The sequence below is a fragment of the Pseudomonas sp. HP_14 genome, assembly GCF_055283875.1.
The window spans coordinates 110,439-124,640 of sequence record NZ_JBTOQI010000008.1 but is presented as its reverse complement, the minus strand read 5'-3'; the positions used below and the strand labels follow the sequence as shown (position 1 = coordinate 124,640).

Sequence of the window (14,202 nt, the reverse complement as noted above, 5' to 3'; positions counted from 1 at the left end):
AACGTCAATGCGTAAAAGCGGACGTGACTCGATTCGGAACGCAAAAATATGCCGTTGGTTCAACGGAACCCTGTAGGAATGCCACTATCCTAAAGGGGCAATTATTCAATCTGGAGTGACATCATGGGTTCGACGTTTAATAGTCTGGTAGGGCTGATCATATTGGCCCTCGATATCTGGGCCGTCATCCACGTATTGAAAAGTGGCGCCGAAACCGGGATCAAAGTCCTCTGGATATTGCTGATCGTGTTGATGCCTGTGCTGGGGCTGATCATCTGGGCACTCGCTGGCCCACGGGGTAATGTGCGGATTTGATATCTGCTGGCATCGCGCTGTAAAAAACGAGTGAACTGTAGGAGCTGCCGAAGGCTGCGATAGCGGCGTATCAGGTTAAATGCTTCGCAGCCTTCGGCAGCTCCTACATAAAGCGCATCTTCAAACTCAGGGATTTTTTAACAGAAGCCCAAGGTTTTCAGTGGTTACAGCACCCAAGGTTCGACCTGTCATCTTTCCCAACGTAGAATGCGCGCCTTTCTTATGGGCGGCTGGCCGTCCTGTTTTCAGCATTCATCAGGGACCTACCCATGAGCGATTATCAAGAAACGTTGTACGAGGGTTACGGCCAGCGTTTTCGCATTGAAAAAATGCTTCACGAAGTGCGCACCGAGCACCAGCATCTGGTGATTTTCCAGAACCCGCGCATGGGCCGGGTGATGGCGCTGGATGGTGTGATTCAGACCACTGAAGCCGACGAGTTCATCTACCACGAGATGCTGACTCATGTGCCGATCCTGGCGCATGGCAAGGCGCGTCGCGTGCTGATCATCGGTGGCGGTGACGGCGGCATGCTGCGTGAAGTGGCCAAACATGGCACGGTCGAGCACATCACCATGGTGGAAATTGACGGCACCGTGGTCGAAATGTGCAAGGAGTTCCTGCCAGAACACTCCAAAGGTGCCTTCGATGATCCACGTCTGAATCTGGTGATCGACGATGGCATGCGTTTCGTCGCGACCACCGAAGAGAAATTCGACGTGATCATTTCCGACTCCACCGATCCGATCGGTCCTGGAGAGGTGTTGTTCTCGGAAAACTTCTATCAGGCCTGTCATCGCTGCCTGAACGAAGGCGGCATTCTGGTCACGCAGAACGGCACCCCGTTCATGCAGCTCAGCGGTGTGCAAACCACTGCAGGGCGCATGCGTGGGCTGTTCGCGGACTGGCATTTCTATCAGGCGGCGATCCCTACTTATATCGGCGGCGCAATGACGTTTGCCTGGGGCGCGACTGATCCGGCGTACCGCAAGCTGCCACTGGAAACCTTGCGTCAGCGTTTCGCAGGTAGCGGTATTGTTACTCGTTATTACAACCCTGAAATCCATATCGGGGCGTTTGCATTGCCTCAGTACGTGCTGCAAGCGGTAAACAAGCCAAGCAACGACTGATACCCCTACAAGGTTACGCAGACATAATCTGTCCATGGTCAGGCTATGTCTGCCTAACACTCAATCGGCGGCGTTTGCCGCTCATTAGCCACTACGAAATTTTCACGCCTTGTCATAGAGAATTGCGCGCGATTTTCAGTCGCTTGCAATGGGTGTCGCTGTGGTCGGGTCTTTTTCATCCGGCTTCTTACTGTCGAAGGTAAAACATCTGTCATGCATCGCTGCTAAACCGCGGGCGATCACGTAAGATTTGCGCCCTTCGTTCGCCAATGCCAGTTCATTGCCGAGCGCACGCTTTTCGAACCCTACTCTGAATCCAACGGATCCTAGAACAACATGGCTAAACCGGACGCTATGATTCATAAGCACGCGTCGTCGCGCTCGCTGCAACCTACCGTCAAATCCCACCTTGCGTACACGCTGCTCAGCGCTTTGGTGTTGATGGTGATGTACACGCTCTTGCGCGTTGCCTTGCTGGTTTACAACCGCGAGATGATCGGTGATACACCGGCCTCGACCTTTGTTGAAGCGCTGTTCAACGGTATGCGTTTTGACTTGCGTCTGACGGTTTACCTGATGATTCCGCTGTTGCTCTCGCTGTTCAGCGTCCGCGCCATGGCTGCGCGAGGGTTCTTCCGTTTCTGGTTGACCGTGGTCGCCAGCATCACGCTGTTTTTCGGCCTGATGGAAATGGACTTCTACCGCGAATTCCACCAGCGCCTGAATGGCCTGGTGTTCCAGTACGTGAAAGAAGACCCCAAGACCGTTCTAAGCATGTTGTGGTACGGCTTTCCGGTGGTTCGCTACCTGTTGGCATGGGCCGTGGTCACCTGGCTGTTGAGCCTGGTGTTCAAAGGCGTTGACCGGGCGACTCGTCCGCGTCGTGAGTTCAGTGTCAGTAATTCCAGCAATCGCAATGTTGCGCCCTGGTATGCCCGTATCGGCGTGTTTGTGGTCTGCTTGCTGATTGCCGTGGTTGCCGCACGGGGTACGCTGCGTCAGGGGCCGCCACTGCGTTGGGGTGATGCTTACACCACCGAATCCAACTTCGCCAACACGCTGGGCCTGAACGGCACATTGACGTTGATCGCGGCGGCCAAAAGCCGGATGTCCGAAGATCGCGACAATATCTGGAAGGCGACCTTGCCACAGCCCGCGGCTCAGCAAACCGTGCGGGACATGCTGCTGACCGCCAATGACAAGCTGGTAGAGCCTGATCTGGCTGCCATCCGCCGTGATTTCACGCCGCCGGTGGAAAATACTCTGCCGATCAAGAACGTCGTCGTCATCCTCATGGAAAGCTTTGCCGGTCACTCGGTGGGCGCTCTGGGGGACGAGGCGAATATCACCCCTTACTTCGACAAGCTGTCGAAAGAAGGCCTGTTGTTCGACCGCTTCTTCTCCAACGGTACGCACACCCATCAGGGTATGTTTGCGACCATGGCGTGCTTCCCGAACCTGCCGGGCTTCGAGTACCTGATGCAAACCCCTGAGGGCGCGCACAAGTTGTCGGGCCTGCCGCAGCTGCTCAGCGCGCGTAAGTATGACGATGTGTATGTCTACAACGGTAACTTCGCCTGGGACAACCAGTCGGGTTTCTTCAGCAATCAGGGTATGACCACGTTCATTGGTCGTGGCGACTACGTTGATCCGGTGTTCTCCGATCCGACGTGGGGCGTTTCCGATCAGGACATGTTTGATCGTGGCGCTCAAGAGTTGAAAGCCCGGGGTGCAAATGGCAAGCCGTTCTATGCCTTGCTGCAAACCCTGTCCAACCACACGCCTTACGCGCTGCCGCCAAAATTGCCAATGGAGCCTGTTACCGGGCACGGCTCACTGGATGAGCACCTGACGGCCATGCGTTACTCCGACTGGGCGCTGGGGCAGTTCTTCGAGAAGGCCAAGAAAGAGCCGTATTACAAGGAAACGTTGTTCGTGGTCGTGGGCGACCATGGTTTCGGCAACAATCAGCAAATCACTGAAATGGACCTGGGTCGCTTCAACGTGCCGCTCCTGCTTATCGCACCAGGCATGCAGGAGAAGTTCGGTCAGCGCAGCAGCATTGTCGGTACGCAGATCGACATCGTGCCGACGATCATGGGCCGTCTTGGCGGCGAAACCCGTCACCAGTGCTGGGGGCGTGACCTGCTTAACCTGCCTGCTGGCGACAAGGGCTTCGGCGTTATCAAGCCCTCGGGCAGTGAGCAGACGGTTGCTCTGATCACCGGTGACCGGATCCTGATCGAACCCAAGGAGATGGATCCGAAGGTGCTTTCCTACACCCTTGGCCGTACACCTCACGCCGAAGTGATTCCAGATGCACCGGACACCCAGGCGTTGCGCGAGAAGCTCGACAGCTTCCTGCAAACGGCGACCAAGAGTCTGCTGGATAACACTGCCGGGGTCGAAGCCAGCAAGAACTGATCCCGTGGTGATGTAATGCAAAAAGCCCCTCGCGCAGGGGCTTTTTGTTGCCTGGAGTACGTCCGGTCTATCCTCTGGTGCGAGCTTTTGCGAGGCGTCATACCTGAACCACTGCGCCACCTTTTTCGCCGACAAGACCATACGTCCCCGTTATTCCGACGCACTGCCGTGATCACAAATCCTGTGAACGAATGCCCGCGTCAAAAGGTCAAGATCACGTAAGCCGCATTGTCGGCTGCCGAGGAGACCTTGATGAAACAGTGGACCATTTCGTATCTCGACAAAGACGGTGTGCAGCAAAGCCATGCTATGGAGTCCGAGCATCGTCCCAGTGACGAGGAGGTTGCTCGTCGTTTGCGACCTATATTGTTTCCGGTGGCTGATGAGCTGGACATGAATGACCTGGAAGGCCGGACAGCCGAGCCTACGGCCAAGTCGTTGAAAGACCAGAACTCCGTGCAGATCCTCTCCATCAAGGAGGCTTCCTGATCACGCGGAAAAAAATGCCCTGATCGGGAATTGGCAGAAGGCCGATGATGGGGTTACTCTGCAAGTGAGACGGGTGAAACGCTTCTCCCGTTTTCTCCATGTCGATGCCGGTCCGCAATTGGATACGGCCTTGTCAGCTACATGCTTGATCCTGGGGCGGCAGAGTATCTGCCGTGGACGACCTGCAAGGGCGCGTCATTCGGGAATGTTGAAACTCTATCTATCGTTGAATAGGAGGACGTTTCATGAGCACAGCCTATCAAGAGGACATCAGCAGTAACGTACTGCGCCGCATGAAAGAAAGCGGTTTTGATTTTGCACGTATACATCCCATTGAGTTCTACGCCGTTTTCCCGGATGAGGAACGGGCAAGGCAGGCCGCGGATCAATACCGTGGTGAATCGCTGAATACTCAAATCAACGTTCGAGACGACGGTGCCTGGCATTTGCAATTGAGCAAGGTGATGCACGCGACCTACGACGGCATCGGTGATTTCGAACAGGACTTCCAGACCGCAATCACGCCGCTTGACGGTGAGGTTGAGGGTTGGGGAGTCAGGCAGGAGATCAGGCGCTTACACGCATGAGTTTTACCGTGACAGCTTGAATGACCGGCCGATTTCGGGGCGTGTGCCCGGGAGTTGGCCGGTTTTAGTTTGCAGGCTCTAAACGCAAGACTGAGTATGAGTTGTTTCTGCCGGTGGGCTGAGTAGGTGGGCGACAGGCAAAAAAAGAGCCACTCAGAGAGTGGCTCAAAGGGAAGTTCGGTGAGAAGTCGGTGCTGGTAGCGCTGCCGTGTTTTTCGACAACGACTTGAAACGGGGCATACAAATACGCTGTGTTTCGGATGTCGTTGATTATCGGGAAACAATATCGTCTCGTGAAATCAACTCTGGCTATGCTGTTCATAGCTTTTGCAGTTGAAATACGCTTCCGAATGAAGCGTAGGAGAATTGGTTGGGGAGCTTATTGCACAGGAATGGTGCGGGTGGCTTTCTGATTTTATGTAACCAATTGATATTTAAGCGTTTATGCCGATGGCACGGGCCTTGCGAAGGCCCTTGGTGTCCGTGGTGACAAGGAGTACGGCATGATCCGCACCTTTTATGATGAGATGTACGATGCTGGCGGTCTGGTCCGCCCGCATTATCGGGAATTTGCCCGCTGGTTGGGTGAAACGCCCCCTGAGCTTCTGGCTCAGCGCAGGCGTGAGGCCGACTTATTGTTTCATCGCGCCGGGATCACTTTCACGCTCTATGGTGACGAGCAAGGCACCGAGCGCCTGATTCCTTTCGACACGATTCCGCGCAGCATTCCGGCCAGTGAGTGGCGGGTTGTTGAAAAGGGCTGTATTCAGCGCGTCAAAGCACTGAACATGTTCCTCGCTGACCTCTATCACGAACAGCGCATTATCAAGGCCGGGGTCATTCCTGCCGAGCAAGTGCTGGCCAACGAGCAATATCAGTTGGCGATGCAGGGGCTGAATCTACACCGCGATCTTTATTCGCACATTTCCGGCGTGGATCTGGTTCGTGACGGCGACGGCACCTATTACGTGCTGGAAGACAACCTGCGCACTCCGAGCGGCGTGAGTTACATGCTCGAAGACCGCAAGATGATGATGCGTCTGTTCCCCGAGCTGTTTGCAGCGCAGCGTATCGCACCGATTGATCATTATCCGAATCTGCTACTCGACACGCTGAAGAGTTCCAGCCCGCTGGACAATCCGAGTGTGGTGGTACTCACTCCAGGTCGCTTCAACAGTGCGTTTTTCGAGCATGCGTTTCTTGCCCGGGAAATGGGCGTGGAGCTGGTTGAAGGGGCAGATCTGTTCGTTCGCGACGATCGTGTGTTCATGCGCACCACCGACGGGCCTAAGGCAGTCGATGTTATCTACCGTCGTCTAGACGACGCATTCCTCGACCCATTGGCGTTCAACCCTGATTCGATGCTGGGTGTGCCAGGCCTGCTGTCTGCTTATCGCTCGGGCAATGTGGTGTTGGCAAACGCCATCGGTACGGGTGTCGCGGACGACAAGTCGGTTTATCCCTATGTCACGGACATGATCCGTTTCTATCTGGATGAAGAACCAATTCTGCAGAACGTGCCGACCTGGCAGTGCCGTAAACCTGCTGACTTGTCTCATGTGCTGGCCAACCTCCCGGAACTGGTCGTCAAGGAAACCCAGGGATCGGGTGGCTATGGCATGTTGGTCGGGCCTGCCGCGACTGCTGCGGAAATCGAGTCGTTCCGCGCCCGTATCAAAGCCAAGCCGCACGCTTACATCGCGCAACCGACGTTGTGCCTGTCGACCTGTCCGACGTTTGTCGAGAACGGCATTGCACCTCGCCACATCGATTTGCGCCCGTTTGTCCTTTCTGGTCGTGAAACCCGCGTCGTACCCGGCGGGCTCACCCGAGTCGCGCTGCGTGAAGGCTCGCTGGTGGTGAACTCGTCTCAAGGTGGCGGAACAAAAGACACCTGGGTGGTCGAGGATTAAGGATGCCTGCCAATGCTAAGTAGAACTGCCTCGGATTTATATTGGATGTCGCGTTATCTGGAGCGCGCGGAAAACCTCGCCCGGATGCTGGACGTCAGTTATTCGCTGTCTTTGATGCCTCAGGACGGACGTGGTGACGGCCTTGATGAGTTGGCCATGCCGCTGCTGATCACCGGCACTCTGGATCACTATCTGGAGCGTCATGGCGAGTTGCATGCTGAACGGCTGCTGCATTTCTTCGCACTGGATGCGAGCAACCCGGCCAGTATCTACAGTTGCCTGGGCGCTGCGCGGGCGAGTGCTCACGCGGTGCGCGGGCGAATTACTGCGGACATGTGGGAAAACATCAATGCCACATGGCTGGAAATTCGCGGTATCGCCGAACAAGGCTTGACCCGTTATGGCATGAGCCGGTTTTGCGAGTGGGTTAAAGAGCGCTCACACCTGTTTCGCGGTGCGACTTACGGCACGATCATGCGCCATGACGCGTTCCGTTTTATTCGTCTCGGGACCTTCATCGAGCGTGCGGACAACACCATGCGCATGCTCGATGCCCGCTACGAAATGCTCGAACTTCGTGGCAATGACACCAATGCAGTGGCCGACAGTTCGGCTCACGGTTATTACCAGTGGAGCGCTTTGCTGCGGGCGCTGTCGTCTTTTGAGGCGTATACCGAGTTGTATCGCGATGCACCAGGTGCAAGGCAGGTCGCAGAGTTGCTGTTGCTGCGCCCTGATGTTCCTCGTTCACTGAGTGCCTGTCTGGAAGAGCTGGACCAGATCCTCGCCAGCCTGCCTGGCGCCAACGGCCGCCCGGCGCAACGATTGGCCGCGGAGCTGGATGCACGTCTGCGTTATACCGGGATCGACGAAATCCTGGATGAGGGACTGCACAAGTGGTTGAACGAATTCATTCCTTTGCTGGCCCAATTGGGTAACGCAATCCACACTTCTTACCTGGAGGCTGCATGAGACTCTCAATTAGCCACGAGACCACCTATCACTATGAGGATCAGGTCCGCGCGAGCATCCAGTATCTACGCCTTACGCCCCACGACAGCGAGCGCCAGCAGGTGCTCAGTTGGCAACTGACGCTGCCACGTCCGGTGCGTGCGCAGATCGATCCGTTCGGTAATATCCTGCATGTGTTGAGCATGGATGAGCCGCACGAAGCGATAATCATTGGTGCACGCGGTCAGGTTGAAATCGATGAGAAGCGTGAGGCTGAACATGAAAGCCAGTCGCCTTTGCCATTTCTGCGTTTTACACGCCTGACCGAGCCGGACGAAGCGATTCGCGCTTTTGCCAGTCAGCAATGCAAAACCCGCAAAGACCGCACGGCGCTGATTGATCTGATGCATGCATTGAATCAGCACATCACCTATACGCCGGGCTCCACCGAGGTGGACACGAGCGCTGCGCAGGCGTTTGCCGCAAGGTCGGGCGTTTGTCAGGACCATAGCCACGCATTCCTGGCCTGCGCTCGCAGCCTGGGGATTCCGTCACGTTATGTCTCGGGTTATCTGTACAGCGAAGACAGCGAGCATCTGGCCAGCCATGCCTGGGCTGAGGCATGGATCGATGATGCCTGGTACAGCTTCGACGTCACCAACCAACTGGCCATTCCGGAGCGCCACTTGAAACTCGCGGTCGGCCTCGATTATCTGGACGCTTGCCCGGTTCGTGGCATGCGGCGCGGTGGCGGCTGTGAGCAGATGCATGCGAAGGTGCTGGTATCGCCAATGGCGGGCGCACCCAAAGTCATGATGCAGGCGCAGCATCAGTGATTGCCGGGGGCGCCATCAGCCATTGATGCCGAGGCGCCATTCCTGAACGACCGCATCAAGCCCTCTCGGCAACAAGTTACCTCCTACCTGACACCGCGCTGAACAGGTAGGAGCGAACTTGTTCGCGAGGCGTCATGCCTGAACCACCGTATAAAGCCCTCTCGGCAACAAGTTACCTCCTGCCTGACACCGCGCTGAACAGGTAGGAGCGAACTCGTTCGCGATGCTTCCAGACCCGCGCTGCGCTTATCGTTATTCTTTCGCTTTGCGCCGTGCCGCCATGTGCTCCAGATAGGCAATGACCTGATCCAGTTCGGTATCCGACAGCACTTCTTTTGGAATGGAGGGCATCTTGCCTTGCGGCCATTCACGAAGGCTCTGCGGGTCGCGAATGTATTGGCGCAGGTATCCTTCGCTGAAATACTCCGTGGGGCTGTGAGGCAGGTTCAGGTCGGGGCCCAATTGTGAGTCCCCGGCCGCATTCAAACGATGGCAGGCCAGACAATTTTTCTGGAACAACGCGAAACCCTTGTTCACCGGATTGTCAGCCGCCAGCTTAGGGTCGGGCAGTAACGCGGGAAAGCGTTCGCTGACGGACGCCAGTACGCGCAGGATACTCATTGCATACGGCCATTCTTCGCGGCCAATGCCATCGGCCTGAGGATCCGTCCACACCAGATAAAACGGGCCGGCGCTCTGCGTACCGTTGCTGAGGGGCGGCCATGGATGAGTTGGGTCTTCAATGGCCAGCCAGGCTTTTGAGCCTTTGGGCTGCATGACCGGCGCTGCTGGTATCTCCGCCGCAAAGCCGTCGGTTGCAACAGCCTGCAGGTGATCCTGCGGCGTGACCCCTTCAAGCAACGCCGCGAGCGGTATGGCGCGATAGCTCATCGCACGCTTGTAGGCGACGTCCTCATCAATCTTGATGGTCTGAATCTGCGGGTGCGAGAGCAACTGACTGGTCTGCCAGATGTTGACTTGATCTTCTCGTTCAATCTTCAGCTGTGCGGCTTGCAGGGAGCATTGAGGGGCTAGTGTCAGAATCAGCACGGCCAGGGAAAGGATAAAACGCAAATCATCACTCCCCAGGATCGTCGCTGATATCGTAAAGGGCGTTGTGCAGCTCTTCGTAGTTACCACCGTTGATAACGCTGTAGTACCCGGCTTTGTTCAGCTTGTCCTGAGCCTTGCTGGCTTTTTCGTTACTGCTGCTGAACACGACGAACACGACGTTGCGGTCGTTGAGCACCTGCTTCATCTGATTGACCAGGCGCTGTTCTTCAACGCGCACGGCATTGAGCACTGTCCCTGCGTCGTAATCAGTCTGGCTACGCACATCGACGGCCAGTTTCCCTTCTTTCAGCGCTGCTACCGCCACTGCCTGTTCGACTTCGCCTGCTGCGGCACTGCCGCAAAAAGCCACCAATATCAGCGCCAACCCTTTATTCATCGTGACTGCCTCCTTTCCCTTGAGAGGAAAGATTGGCACAGATGCGCGTCGTCCGGTAGGGCGCTGACATGATCAAAACCTGATTGCCACGAGGGCCTCATCCAAACAGGCGACTCAGGTTTGGCAAGATCAACAACAGGGTGGTGGCGAAGACAATGAGTCCGGCCTGACGTACTTTGGAATGCTTGAACATGGCTGTCCGCCTTTTTTGTTATTCCTGAGCGACAAAAGCTCGCCGAATTCTTAATGAATGTCCGGGCAGCTGGCAAAGGTGATTCATTGAGCAACCGGTTCGGCGAAGCCGCCGACAAACCAAGCGCTACCTGTATTTCTTATCGCGCTACTGTTGCTACAAAATTAACCTTAGAGTCCACGAGCGCTGCTGTTTAGAACTATTTCGTATTTAGGTGTCACTGTAGCGAATTAATGGTTATATAAAAGTCTGCGTTCCGGCGGATGCTCCCTTAATAGACGCTTCCAGCAACGTCCGCTGTGCCTCAGGCCCCGGCAACCGTTCGTCAGTGTCGGAATTTTCCTACGCTGGTCTTTGTGCTCTCGATTGAATCCCTGTCACTTGCGGCTAATGTGTCTTCAAATGACTCACCCATAACAATAAAGTGATCGAGGACTTCATGAGCGAAGCATTGATTTTCGATGCGGTACGCACGCCGCGTGGCAAGGGCAAGGCAGACGGCGCGTTACACAGCGTCAAACCGGTGAACCTGCTGGCCGGGCTTCTCAAAGCCCTGCAAACGCGCAATGACCTGGACACCGCCGAAGTCGATGACATTGTTCTGGGGTGCGTCACACCAGTAGGTGATCAGGGTGCGGATATCGCCAAGACCGCTGCCATGGTCGCCGACTGGGATGTCAGCGTGGCGGGGGTGCAGGTCAATCGCTTTTGCGCGTCCGGGCTTGAGGCGGTGAATCTGGGTGCCATGAAAATTCGCTCCGGTTTCGAAGAGCTGGTGGTGGTCGGTGGTGTCGAGTCGATGTCTCGCGTGGCCATGGGCAGTGACGGTGGTGCCTGGGTACTGGATCCGCAAACCAACATGCACTGTCACTTCACGCCTCAGGGCATCGGCGCTGACTTGATCGCTACGCTTGAGGGATTTTCCCGCTCAGATGTTGATGCTTTTGCGCTCGACTCACAGCACAAGGCAGCCCGTGCGCGACAGTCAGGAGCCTTTCGCAAATCACTGATTGCGGTTCGTGACCAGAATGGCTGTTTGCTGCTGGATCACGACGAATTCATTCGTGCCGACTCGACACTGGAAGGTCTGGGCAAGCTTAAGCCGAGCTTTGAGATGATCGGGCAAATGGGCTTCGATGCCACCGCGCTTCGGGTCTACAGCCATGTGGAGCGTATCCGGCACGTGCATACCCCAGGCAACAGCTCCGGCATTGTCGATGGCGCGGCTGCGATGCTTATCGGCTCAGACGTCAAGGGCAGGGCGCTTGGACTGCGGCCCCGTGGTCGAATCGTCACCACCGCTGTCACCGGCACCGACCCCACCATCATGCTCACCGGGCCAGCACCTGCCACACGCAAAGCGCTGAGCAAAGCCGGGCTGACGGTTCAGGACATTGACCTGTTCGAGGTCAACGAAGCCTTTGCTTCGGTCGTGCTCAAGTTCATCAAGGACCTGGACGTCGATCCGCTCAAGGTCAATGTCAATGGTGGCGCCATCGCCATGGGCCATCCTTTGGGTGCCACCGGCTGCATGATCCTCGGCACTTTGCTCGACGAACTTGAAGAGCGTCAGTTGCGCTACGGCCTGGCGACCTTGTGTGTGGGCGGCGGCATGGGCATCGCTACCATCATCGAGCGCTACTGAGTCCTTTCCCGCATAGCAGAGAGCATTTTCATGACTGAAGCCATTAAGTATGAAAAAGGTCAGGACCAGATTGTCGTCCTGACCATTGATATGCCAGGGCAAAGCGCGAATACCATGAACGCGGTGTATCGCGACGCGATGGCAGCAACAATTGTCAGGCTGCAGGCAGACAGGCACTCCATGGCCGGGGTCATCATCACTTCGGCCAAGCAGACTTTTTTTGCCGGCGCAGACCTTGATGAACTGGTACAGGTTGGCAAAGACCGTGCGCAATGGTTTCACGACATGGTGCAGACGCTCAAAGCTCAGCTTCGTAGCCTGGAAACCTTGGGTAAGCCAGTAGTTGCGGCAATTAACGGGACCGCACTGGGCGGTGGCTGGGAGATCTGCCTGGCGTGTCAGCATCGTATTCTGCTGGATGAGCCTCATGCTCAAGTCGGCTTGCCGGAGGTCACGCTCGGCTTGCTGCCGGGCGGCGGCGGGATCGTGCGCACGGTGCGCATGCTTGGGCTGGAAAAAGCGTTGCCGTATCTGCTCGAAGGCAAAAAACTCAACGCCCGGCAGGCGCTGGCGGCCGGTCTGGTGGACGACATCGCACGTGATCGCGATGAATTGCTGAGTAAGGCGCGCGCCTGGATTCTCGCCAATCCCGACGCACTGCAACCGTGGGATAAAGCGGGCTATCAGCTACCGGGCGGAACCCCCTCACATCCCAGGGTTGCGCAGATGTTAGCCATTGCACCATCGATCCTGCGCAGTAAAACCCAAGGTTGCTTTCCCGCTCCGGAAAAAATCCTCTGCGCTGCTGTCGAGGGCGCGCAGGTGGACTTTGACACCGCCCAGTTGATCGAGACCCGCTACTTCACGGAACTGGTGACCGGACAGGTTGCCAAGAACATGATCGGCACTTTCTGGTTTCAGCTGAATGAAATCAAAGCAGGCGGATCCCGACCGCACAATCTGCCTGTGGTCGTCACCCGCAAAGTCGGGGTGCTGGGCGCAGGCATGATGGGCGCTGGTATCGCTTACGTCAGTGCCTGTGCAGGTATTGACGTGGTGCTTAAAGACATCAATCTTGCGGCTGCGCAAAAAGGCCGCGAGCACTGCGCTCGCCTGTTGGCGAAACAGCTTGCCAACGACCGGATGAGCGCCGAAAAAAGCGAGGCTATTCTGGCGAGGATTCACTGCGCCGAGCACGATGCCGAGCTGGCGGGCTGTGATCTGGTCATCGAAGCGGTGTTTGAAGACCGTGCGCTCAAGGCCAGAGTCAGCGCTGCGGCCGAGCAGTTTGCGCTCAAGGATGCCGTTATCGCCTCCAACACCTCGACATTACCGATCACCGGTCTTGCAACCGCCGTGACCGAGCCTGAGCGTTTCATCGGCCTGCATTTCTTCAGCCCGGTAGACAAGATGCAACTGGTTGAAATCATCAAGGGCGCGCAGACCAGTGACGCGACGCTTGCCAGGGCTTTCGATTTCGTTCAACAGATAAAGAAGATTCCCATTGTCGTGAACGACAGCCGTGGTTTCTTCACTTCAAGGGTGTTCGCGACCTTCACCCATGAAGGTATTGCCATGCTCGGCGAGGGTGTTCCAGCGCCCATGATCGAGACCGAAGCGCGCAAGGCCGGTATGCCGGTAGGGCCTTTGGCTGTTGCTGATGAGGTGTCGTTGAGTCTCATGGCTCACATCCGCGAACAGACCCGCAAGGATCTCCAGGCCGAGGGCAAGGTGGTCAAGGAACATCCGGCCACGGTGATACTTGAGCTGATGGTCAATGAGCACAGGCGCCTTGGCAAAGCGGCTGGGGCAGGGTTTTATGATTACCCGCAAGACCAGCCCAGGCATCTCTGGCCAGGTCTGTTAACGCGCTTCGAAAAAACCGGCCCGCGGTTAGCTTCACAGGATGTGCAGGATCGACTGTTGTTCATTCAGGCGATTGAAACCGTGCGCTGCCTGGAAGAAGGCGTCTTGTTATCCGTGGCAGACGCCAATGTGGGGTCGATATTTGGCATTGGCTTTGCCGGTTGGACAGGGGGGACGTTGCAGTTCATCAACCAGTACGGCCTGCCGGAGTTCATCGCCCGCGCTGAGTACCTTGCCAAGCGCTATGGCGAGCGGTTCGAACCGCCTTCTCTGTTATTACACAAGGCCCTCAAAGGGGAACGGTTTTATAAACGACGCTGATACAGCGGCGGTTCAGGTAATCGTGCAAAGACCTCTGAAAGGACTCTTGCCTTGGCATGCCCGTTCAAGGCAGGCTTGAGCA

The 14,202-nt window shown here is 56.4% G+C and carries 12 protein-coding genes; 10 read left to right on the top strand and 2 right to left on the bottom strand.

What is annotated here, in order from left to right:
- The first annotated feature begins 123 nt into the window (after nucleotides 1-123).
- The 8 genes from ACYASS_RS08120 to ACYASS_RS08085 all read left to right on the top strand — a co-directional run bounded on the left by ACYASS_RS08120 (nucleotide 124) and on the right by ACYASS_RS08085 (nucleotide 8,645).
- Nucleotides 124-315, top strand: a complete 192-nt coding sequence (locus ACYASS_RS08120) for a PLDc N-terminal domain-containing protein (protein WP_027898882.1) — start codon at nucleotides 124-126, stop codon at nucleotides 313-315.
- 269 nt (nucleotides 316-584) lie between these two features.
- Complete coding sequence (gene speE, locus ACYASS_RS08115) at nucleotides 585-1,445, top strand: polyamine aminopropyltransferase (RefSeq protein WP_463585752.1); 861 nt, start codon at nucleotides 585-587, stop codon at nucleotides 1,443-1,445.
- 336 nt (nucleotides 1,446-1,781) lie between these two features.
- The gene (locus ACYASS_RS08110; RefSeq protein ID WP_463585751.1) at nucleotides 1,782-3,869 is read left to right on the top strand and encodes an LTA synthase family protein; all 2,088 of its coding nucleotides are present in this window, start codon (nucleotides 1,782-1,784) and stop codon (nucleotides 3,867-3,869) included.
- A gap of 252 nt (nucleotides 3,870-4,121) precedes the next feature.
- Nucleotides 4,122-4,358, top strand: a complete 237-nt coding sequence (locus ACYASS_RS08105; protein ID WP_122663860.1) for a hypothetical protein — start codon at nucleotides 4,122-4,124, stop codon at nucleotides 4,356-4,358.
- A 245-nt stretch (nucleotides 4,359-4,603) separates the two neighbouring features.
- Nucleotides 4,604-4,945: a ribonuclease E inhibitor RraB gene (locus ACYASS_RS08100; RefSeq protein WP_243248092.1), complete on the top strand. Its 342-nt coding sequence runs from the start codon at nucleotides 4,604-4,606 to the stop codon at nucleotides 4,943-4,945.
- Nucleotides 4,946-5,448: 503 nt separating this feature from the next.
- A complete protein-coding gene (locus ACYASS_RS08095) occupies nucleotides 5,449-6,858 on the top strand; it encodes a circularly permuted type 2 ATP-grasp protein (RefSeq protein WP_122663858.1) in 1,410 nt (469 codons plus the stop codon).
- Nucleotides 6,859-6,870: 12 nt separating this feature from the next.
- A complete protein-coding gene (locus tag ACYASS_RS08090; protein ID WP_243248090.1) occupies nucleotides 6,871-7,830 on the top strand; it encodes an alpha-E domain-containing protein in 960 nt (319 codons plus the stop codon).
- The gene (locus ACYASS_RS08085; RefSeq protein WP_463585750.1) at nucleotides 7,827-8,645 is read left to right on the top strand and encodes a transglutaminase family protein; all 819 of its coding nucleotides are present in this window, start codon (nucleotides 7,827-7,829) and stop codon (nucleotides 8,643-8,645) included. Before ACYASS_RS08090 ends, ACYASS_RS08085 begins: the two co-directional genes overlap by 4 nt.
- Nucleotides 8,646-8,897: 252 nt before the next feature.
- Here the strand turns inward: ACYASS_RS08085 and ACYASS_RS08080 are convergent, their stop codons facing one another.
- Both ACYASS_RS08080 and ACYASS_RS08075 read right to left on the bottom strand, forming a co-directional pair.
- On the bottom strand, nucleotides 8,898-9,719 hold the full coding sequence (locus tag ACYASS_RS08080) for a cytochrome c (RefSeq protein WP_463585749.1): 822 nt from the start codon (nucleotides 9,717-9,719) through the stop codon (nucleotides 8,898-8,900).
- Between the two features lie 4 nt (nucleotides 9,720-9,723).
- Nucleotides 9,724-10,095, bottom strand: a complete 372-nt coding sequence (locus ACYASS_RS08075; RefSeq protein WP_463585748.1) for a rhodanese-like domain-containing protein — start codon at nucleotides 10,093-10,095, stop codon at nucleotides 9,724-9,726.
- 632 nt (nucleotides 10,096-10,727) lie between these two features.
- Between ACYASS_RS08075 and ACYASS_RS08070 the strand changes: the two genes are divergently transcribed.
- Both ACYASS_RS08070 and ACYASS_RS08065 read left to right on the top strand, forming a co-directional pair.
- The gene (locus ACYASS_RS08070) at nucleotides 10,728-11,933 is read left to right on the top strand and encodes an acetyl-CoA C-acetyltransferase (protein WP_463585747.1); all 1,206 of its coding nucleotides are present in this window, start codon (nucleotides 10,728-10,730) and stop codon (nucleotides 11,931-11,933) included.
- A gap of 30 nt (nucleotides 11,934-11,963) precedes the next feature.
- Nucleotides 11,964-14,120, top strand: coding sequence for a 3-hydroxyacyl-CoA dehydrogenase NAD-binding domain-containing protein (locus tag ACYASS_RS08065; RefSeq protein WP_463585746.1), 2,157 nt, complete (start codon nucleotides 11,964-11,966; stop codon nucleotides 14,118-14,120).
- Nucleotides 14,121-14,202: the final 82 nt, after the last annotated feature.

Bases quoted from the DNA above. Each gene is read 5' to 3' on its own strand.
- ACYASS_RS08120 (WP_027898882.1), top strand. From the start codon at position 124: ATGGGTTCGACGTTTAATAGTCTGGTAGGGCTGATCATATTGGCCCTC.
- speE (WP_463585752.1), top strand. From the start codon at position 585: ATGAGCGATTATCAAGAAACGTTGTACGAGGGTTACGGCCAGCGTTTT.
- ACYASS_RS08110 (WP_463585751.1), top strand. From the start codon at position 1,782: ATGGCTAAACCGGACGCTATGATTCATAAGCACGCGTCGTCGCGCTCG.
- ACYASS_RS08105 (WP_122663860.1), top strand. From the start codon at position 4,122: ATGAAACAGTGGACCATTTCGTATCTCGACAAAGACGGTGTGCAGCAA.
- ACYASS_RS08100 (WP_243248092.1), top strand. From the start codon at position 4,604: ATGAGCACAGCCTATCAAGAGGACATCAGCAGTAACGTACTGCGCCGC.
- ACYASS_RS08095 (WP_122663858.1), top strand. From the start codon at position 5,449: ATGATCCGCACCTTTTATGATGAGATGTACGATGCTGGCGGTCTGGTC.
- ACYASS_RS08090 (WP_243248090.1), top strand. From the start codon at position 6,871: ATGCTAAGTAGAACTGCCTCGGATTTATATTGGATGTCGCGTTATCTG.
- ACYASS_RS08085 (WP_463585750.1), top strand. From the start codon at position 7,827: ATGAGACTCTCAATTAGCCACGAGACCACCTATCACTATGAGGATCAG.
- ACYASS_RS08075 (WP_463585748.1), bottom strand. From the start codon at position 10,095: ATGAATAAAGGGTTGGCGCTGATATTGGTGGCTTTTTGCGGCAGTGCC.
- ACYASS_RS08070 (WP_463585747.1), top strand. From the start codon at position 10,728: ATGAGCGAAGCATTGATTTTCGATGCGGTACGCACGCCGCGTGGCAAG.
- ACYASS_RS08065 (WP_463585746.1), top strand. From the start codon at position 11,964: ATGACTGAAGCCATTAAGTATGAAAAAGGTCAGGACCAGATTGTCGTC.